General features: G+C 75.5%; 6 protein-coding genes. 5 read left to right on the top strand and 1 reads right to left on the bottom strand.

Going from position 1 to position 5770, the window contains the following annotated elements; genetic code table 11:
* Window positions 1-293: 293 nt before the first annotated feature.
* Window positions 294-1538, top strand: a complete 1245-nt coding sequence (locus tag MNZ29_RS23340) for a penicillin-binding transpeptidase domain-containing protein (RefSeq protein ID WP_242341405.1) — start codon at window positions 294-296, stop codon at window positions 1536-1538.
* 111 nt (window positions 1539-1649) lie between these two features.
* Here the strand turns inward: MNZ29_RS23340 and MNZ29_RS23335 are convergent, their stop codons facing one another.
* Window positions 1650-2852, bottom strand: a complete 1203-nt coding sequence (locus MNZ29_RS23335) for a DUF4388 domain-containing protein (RefSeq protein WP_242341404.1) — start codon at window positions 2850-2852, stop codon at window positions 1650-1652.
* Here MNZ29_RS23335 and MNZ29_RS23330 point away from each other — a divergent pair.
* From MNZ29_RS23330 to MNZ29_RS23315, 4 genes are all read left to right on the top strand, one after another.
* Complete coding sequence (locus MNZ29_RS23330) at window positions 2830-3486, top strand: TlpA disulfide reductase family protein (RefSeq protein WP_242341403.1); 657 nt, start codon at window positions 2830-2832, stop codon at window positions 3484-3486. The genes MNZ29_RS23335 and MNZ29_RS23330 overlap by 23 nt on opposite strands.
* 211 nt (window positions 3487-3697) lie before the next feature.
* Window positions 3698-4678: a dihydrodipicolinate reductase gene (locus tag MNZ29_RS23325; protein WP_242341402.1), complete on the top strand. Its 981-nt coding sequence runs from the start codon at window positions 3698-3700 to the stop codon at window positions 4676-4678.
* 9 nt (window positions 4679-4687) lie between these two features.
* The gene (locus MNZ29_RS23320) at window positions 4688-5125 is read left to right on the top strand and encodes a MaoC family dehydratase N-terminal domain-containing protein (protein ID WP_242341401.1); all 438 of its coding nucleotides are present in this window, start codon (window positions 4688-4690) and stop codon (window positions 5123-5125) included.
* 9 nt (window positions 5126-5134) lie between these two features.
* Window positions 5135-5770 (top strand): MaoC/PaaZ C-terminal domain-containing protein (locus MNZ29_RS23315; protein ID WP_242356983.1); only part of this gene is annotated, 636 nt, incomplete at its 3' end.

Here is a 5770-nt window from a genome sequence, read left to right as displayed (position 1 = left end):
GCGGGAAGGGCCGGCGCGCGAAGCCGCTGCACGACGGGAAGCCCGCGGCCGCTGGCGCGACCGCCCGGGTCGGCGCGGCGCTCGCGGGCAAGGCGCTCGCCAAGGCGACGAAACGCGCCGCGAAGCCCGCGGCGCGCCGCGCGCGCTGATACCCAGGGTGAATGCGGACCGATCGCGCTCCGGTCGGGCCGCGCCCCCGCTCAAGCACGTTCCTCGCGGTCGGCGGGCGCCTACTTTGACGCGGTCCCGGGGTTGCGGCACACTCGCCGCCGCTTCTCCCTCCGATCGCTCCGATGCTCCATCGCGTCCCTTCCTGGCTCGTGCCCGCGAGCGCGCTCGTGCTCGCCGGCCTCGTCCTCCCGCGTCCGTCCTCTCCCGGGACGGGCGCCGCGTCCTCCTCCACCGCCTCGGCCCAGAAGAAGCTGGCCGCGGCCGCCCCCGCCGCGCCCGAGCTGCCGATCCGCATCGGCGAGATCGCGTTCGACGAGGCCTCGGGGCGGTACGTCGCGCCGCTCGGCGATCGCCGCGCGACCCTCACGCTCGATCCGGGGCTGCAGGACCGGCTGGAGCGCGCGCTCGACACGTACCGGGTGCCCTGGGGCGCGACCGTCATCATCGAGCCCTCCACGGGGCGGATCCTCGCGCTCGCGGAGCACTCCCGCGCGGAGCCGGGTCGCCGCGGCCTGTCTCTCGCGGCGCTCGCGCCGGCGGCGAGCATCTTCAAGCTCGTCACCGCCGCGGCCCTGCTCGAGCAGGGGACGCACCCCGACGAGGAGGTCTGCTACCACGGCGGCAAGCACCGGCTCGCGCCGAAGCTCCTCGCCGACGACCCGCGCCGCGACCATCGCTGCGTCACGCTCGCCTCCGCCTTCGGCCACTCGACGAACGTCGTCTTCGCGAAGCTCGCCGACCGGGGCCTCGACGCGGAGCGGCTGCGCGCGACCGCCGAGCGGTTCCTCTTCAACACCGAGATCCCCTTCGCCCACCCGGTCGAGATCTCCCGGGCGGACATCCCGGACGACGACTTCGGCTTCGCGAACACCGCCGCCGGCTTCGGCGGGGTGAAGCTCTCGCCGCTGCACGCGGCGCTGCTCGCCGCCATCGTCGCGAACGACGGCGTGCTCGTGCCGCCCGTGATCGTCGACGCGGTCGAGGGCGGCGGCCCGCCGCCCTCCGCGGGCGATCCGCGCCGCGTGATCGAGGAGCCCGTGGCGGCGGAGCTCGCCCGCATGATGCGGAGCACGGTCACGGAGGGCACCGCCCGCCGCGCCTTCTCGCGCGCCCGCGGCCCGCTCCGGAGCATCTCGGTGGCGGGCAAGACGGGGTCGCTCGCCGACGCCCAGCCGTACCGCGACTACTCCTGGTTCGTGGGGTACGCGCCGGCGGACAAGCCGCAGATCGCGATCGCGACCGTGGTGGTGAACGAGCGGCTCTGGCACGCGCGCGCGCCCACCGTCGCGCGCGAGGCGCTCGAGGCGTACTTCGCGACGCACGTCGCCTCGGCGAAGGGCGCGGAGCTCCGCACGGCGTCGAGGTAGCCGGGGGCTTCGCCCCGCGCCCTGCGCGCGGGGTCCCTTGCGCCGGCGCGGACGGCTCGCCGCGAGCGCGGCGGCGCCCCGCCTCGCCTCGCCCGCGAGCCGGCGGCGGCGCTACCCCAGCTCGACGAGCCCCGCGTCCGCGAAGCGCCGGATCGCCTTCAGCACGTCCAGCTCGCGCAGGGGCGCCACGCGGGTGAGCTCGCGGAGGTCGCGCCGGCCGTCGCAGCGCGAGAGCAGGTACTTGTCGGCCGAGGAGAGCCGCAGGCGCGCCACCTCGCGCGCCGCGAGCTTGAGCCGCGGCGTCCGGGGCGGTCCGAGGAGCTCCGCCTGGAGCCGCTCCCCGAGCACGCGCTCGGTCTCGACGAGCAGCGACCGCGCGGCCTCCGAGGCGGGGGCGAGCTCCACCGCGCGCGCCGCCACGAGCTCGGCGTCGTCGGCGCGGCCGTCGGCGAGGAGCGAGCGGGCGCGGTCGATGAGGTCGGCGGCGCCGACCGGCTCCGTGGCGACGGCCGCCGCGAGCGGCGCCGGCGCGGCGCGGAGCGCGCCCTGCCGGGCGAGCGCGTACAGCCGCTGGTAGAGGTGGAAGTCGGTCGCGTGCAGCGCGAGCCCGAGCTCGTCGATGGTCTTGCCCTCGCGGGCGAGCGCGAGGAGCCGTCCGTCGATCGTGCCCGGGCCGGCGGAGGCGGGCGCCGCGGCCTCGTCCACGACGAGCGAGGCGGCGCCGCTCGGGAACTCGCCGCGGAACGCGCTCCAGGCGGTCGTCCGGAACTCCGCCTCGCGCGCGATGTCGGCGAGCGGCACCGCCGCGTCGAGCTCGTCCACGTCGGGCGGCGCGCCGTCGTCGAACCAGAACACGCCCGCGTCCCACAGGAACACGTCGAGGAGCGTCTCGCGCAGCTTGATGGCGAGGACGTCGCGGATGACGTCGGGCGACACGAGGCCGACGAGCGTCAGCACCTTCCCGAGCCGGATCCGCGTCTCCTCCTGCGTCTGGAAGGCCTTCGCGAGCTGCTCCTCGGAGACGTGCCCGAAGTTGAGCAGCAGCTGGCCGAGGTGCTCGCGCGGATCGTTCGACCCGGCCCCGATGGCCACGCCGTCGCGGACCTGGATGGACTTCTTCACGGTGCCGCGCTCGCAGCCGAGCGTGCCCGACATGCGACGCCGCGCGAGCAGGTCGACGAGCTCCGAGAGCGGGAGGACCGCGAAGCTGCCCATGAGGCCGCGCATCGAGGCCCGAGTGTCGCCCGCGCGGCGGGTGGCGGCAAGCAAGCCGCTGTTGTAGAACCGCGCCGTGAAGACGGAATCGAACGACATCGGCCGGCCGCCTCGGGGACCCGCGCCGCGCCGCGGCCTCCGCCTCGCCGCCGCCGCGACGGCCGCCGTCCTCGTCGTGGCGCTCGCCTACCTCGCCTACGACCGCTTCGTCACGCAGCCGGCGCTCGACCGCGCGGCCATCCTCGGGTTCGGCGTGGACCGCACCGACGTGGCCGCGCCGGCCATCGAGCTCGAGGCGCTCGACGGCACGCGCTTCTCGCTCGCGCAGGCGAAGGGCCAGGTGGTCTTCGTGAACTTCTGGGCCACCTGGTGCCCGCCGTGCCGGGAGGAGATGCCCTCGATGGTGCGGCTCGGGCGGGAGCTCGAGGCGAAGCACCCCGGCCGCTTCCGGATGGTCGCCGTCTCGGTGGACGAGGCGTGGGACCCCGTGAAGGAGTTCTTCGCCGCGCCGCCCTACTTCGGGAAGCCCGGCCTCGCCGTGGCGCTCGACCCCGCCCAGGTGGCGACGCGCGCCTACTACTGCGCCGCCCGGGGAGGGGTCTGCCCCGACCTCAAGTTCCCGGAGACCTACATCGTCGACAAGGACGGCCGGCTGGTCGCCTTCGTGGTCGGCCCCCGCGACTGGTCCGACCCCTCCGCGCGACTGCTCCTCGAGTCGATGATCGGGTCGTAAAAGTTCCCTGTCCACGAACGGTTAGCGAGCCTGGAGCGACGCTCGCGCGCGCCCGGCGATCGGGGGCCAGCGCGGCCGGAGGCCAGCGCGCCGGCGGGGGCGAGCTCCCCGGTTTTCTTGATAGCCGTCGATCGCGTGCACTATAAGGGCCCGTGAATCTTGGAGATCCGCCGCGCCCGCTCCCCGGGCGCGCACGTCTCCGGAGGGGCACGTGCGACCGGACGGCGTCATCCCGGTGGTGCTCGCGGGGCTGGGTGAAACCGGGCGGGCGATCGCCCGGGCGGTCGTGCTGCGCGACGACCTCGAGATCGTCGCGGCGGTCGATCCCGACGCCGCCCTCGCCGGCCAGCCGCTCGACGAGCTCGTCGGCGCTCCCGCGCCCGAGCTGCGCGTGGAGAGCGACCTCGCCGAGGCGCTCGCGCGCGCCAAGGGCGGAGTCCTCCTGCACTCCGGGACGAGCCGGCTCGAGGAGGCGCTCCCCGATCTCCGCGCCGCGGTGCGGGCAGGCGTCCACGTCGTCTCGACCTGCGAGGAGCTCGTGAACCCGGCGCTCGACAGCGCCGAGGACGCCGAGGCGCTCGACCGGCTCTGCGAGCAGCGCGGGGTCGCGGTCGTGGCGACGGGGGTCGCGCCGGGGTTCGTGCTCGATCGGCTCCCCGCGTTCCTCTCCCAGGTCGCCGGACCGGTGCGCCACGTGCGCGTGATCCGGGTGGTCGACGTGACGGCCGGCTCCGGGGCGCTGCGGCAGAAGGCGGGCCTCGGGCTCGCCGAGGACGCGTTCGACGAGGCGCTCGAGCGCGGCGAGATCGGCCAGCCCGGCCTCGCGCAGTCGGCGGCGCTCCTCGCCGAGTCGTGCGCCGGCGCCGACGAGTACGAGGTGGACGAGGAGATCGTCCCGCTCCTCGCGGAGGAGGACGGCGCGGTGGGACGCGGAGAGGTGGCCGGGGTCCAGCAGGTCGCGCGGGTGTTCGCCGAGGATCGCGAGGTGGTCCGGCTCGAGCTCGTGCTGCAGGCCGGCGCCGAGGACCCACGGGACGAGGTGGAGCTCGACGCGGATCCGCCGCTCCGCCTGATCATCCCGGGCGGCGTCCCCGGCGAGGTCGGGACCGCGCACGCCGTCGTGAACGCGATCCCCGCCGTCCTGGAGCGCCAGGGGCTCCTCACGGTGCTCGATCTCCCCGCGGGAAGGTGAACGGAACGCATGCTCGACAGATCCCTCATCGGACGGGAGAGCGAGCCGGTGGCGCAGGAGGTGGAGCGGAGCGCCATCCGCCGGTACGCCGAGGCGCTCGGCGACCCGAACCCGATCTACCAGGACGAGGCGGCGGCGCGCGCGGCCGGCTACCCGGCGCTCGTGGCGCCCCCGACGTTCGCGGCGGCGCTCGCGGCGAACGACCGCTTCCGGCACTCGCTCGATCTCGGGACGCGCTCCATCCTCCACTCGGAGCAGCAGATCGAGTACGCCCGCCCGCTCGTGGCGGGCGACCGCCTCACGGTCGTCTCGCGGGTGGCCGACGTCCAGGAGCGGCCCGGCGCGAGCGGTCCGATGGACGTGCTCGTCCTCGAGGACGAGGCCCGGGACGACAAGGGCGAGTGGGTGTTCCGCTCGCGCGCGACGCTCATCCTGCGTCGGGGATAGGGACGACGGATGCTCAGCGCACGCCAGCTCTACTTCGAGGCGGTCAAGGTCGGCGACGAGCTGCCGCCGCTCGTGAAGTCGCCGGTGGACCGGCTCCAGATCGCGCGCTACGTCGGCGCGGCCCAGGACTGGAACCCGCTCTACATCGACGAGCCCTACGCGAAGAACTCGGGGTTCCCGAGCGCGCTCGCGCCTGGGATGATCGCGATGGGCTTCCTCGGGGAGCTGGTCGTGGACTGGGTGCGGGGCGCGCGCCTTCGCCGCTTCTCCGCGCGGTTCGTGAAGATCGTCTGGCCGGGCGACGTGCTCACCGTACGCGGCCGCGTGACCGACCGCCGCTTCGAGGAGGGCGGGCGCTACGCGATCGACATCGAGGTGTGGGCCGAGAACCAGCGCGGCGAGCTCGTCGTGCGCGGCCTCACCACCTTCCAGCTCTTCTACAGCGCGGACGACGAGGCGCGGCAGCGCGCCGGCGGGCCGCCGCTCGTGGTGACGAAGGAGGAGGAGGAGGCGCGCCTCGCGAAGCTGTCCCGGGCGCAGCCCCCGCGACCGTCCGCTCCTGCGAGCCGGCCGCTCGCGCCGCCGCGCACGCCTCAGCCGGCTCCGCCGCGCCCTGGCTCCGCCGCGCGCCCGCCCGCGCCGCCG

Origin of the sequence: Anaeromyxobacter sp. SG64, from assembly GCF_022690745.1 — a bacterium.
GTDB classification, from domain to species: domain Bacteria; phylum Myxococcota; class Myxococcia; order Myxococcales; family Anaeromyxobacteraceae; genus Anaeromyxobacter; species Anaeromyxobacter soli.
The sequence above is the reverse complement of the archived record's forward strand: the minus strand, read 5'-3'. Positions and strand labels throughout refer to the sequence as shown.

Coding starts and splice junctions, on each gene's coding strand:
- MNZ29_RS23340 (WP_242341405.1), top strand. CDS start 294: ATGCTCCATCGCGTCCCTTCCTGGCTCGTGCCCGCGAGCGCGCTCGTG.
- MNZ29_RS23320 (WP_242341401.1), top strand. CDS start 4,688: ATGCTCGACAGATCCCTCATCGGACGGGAGAGCGAGCCGGTGGCGCAG.
- MNZ29_RS23335 (WP_242341404.1), bottom strand. CDS start 2,852: ATGTCGTTCGATTCCGTCTTCACGGCGCGGTTCTACAACAGCGGCTTG.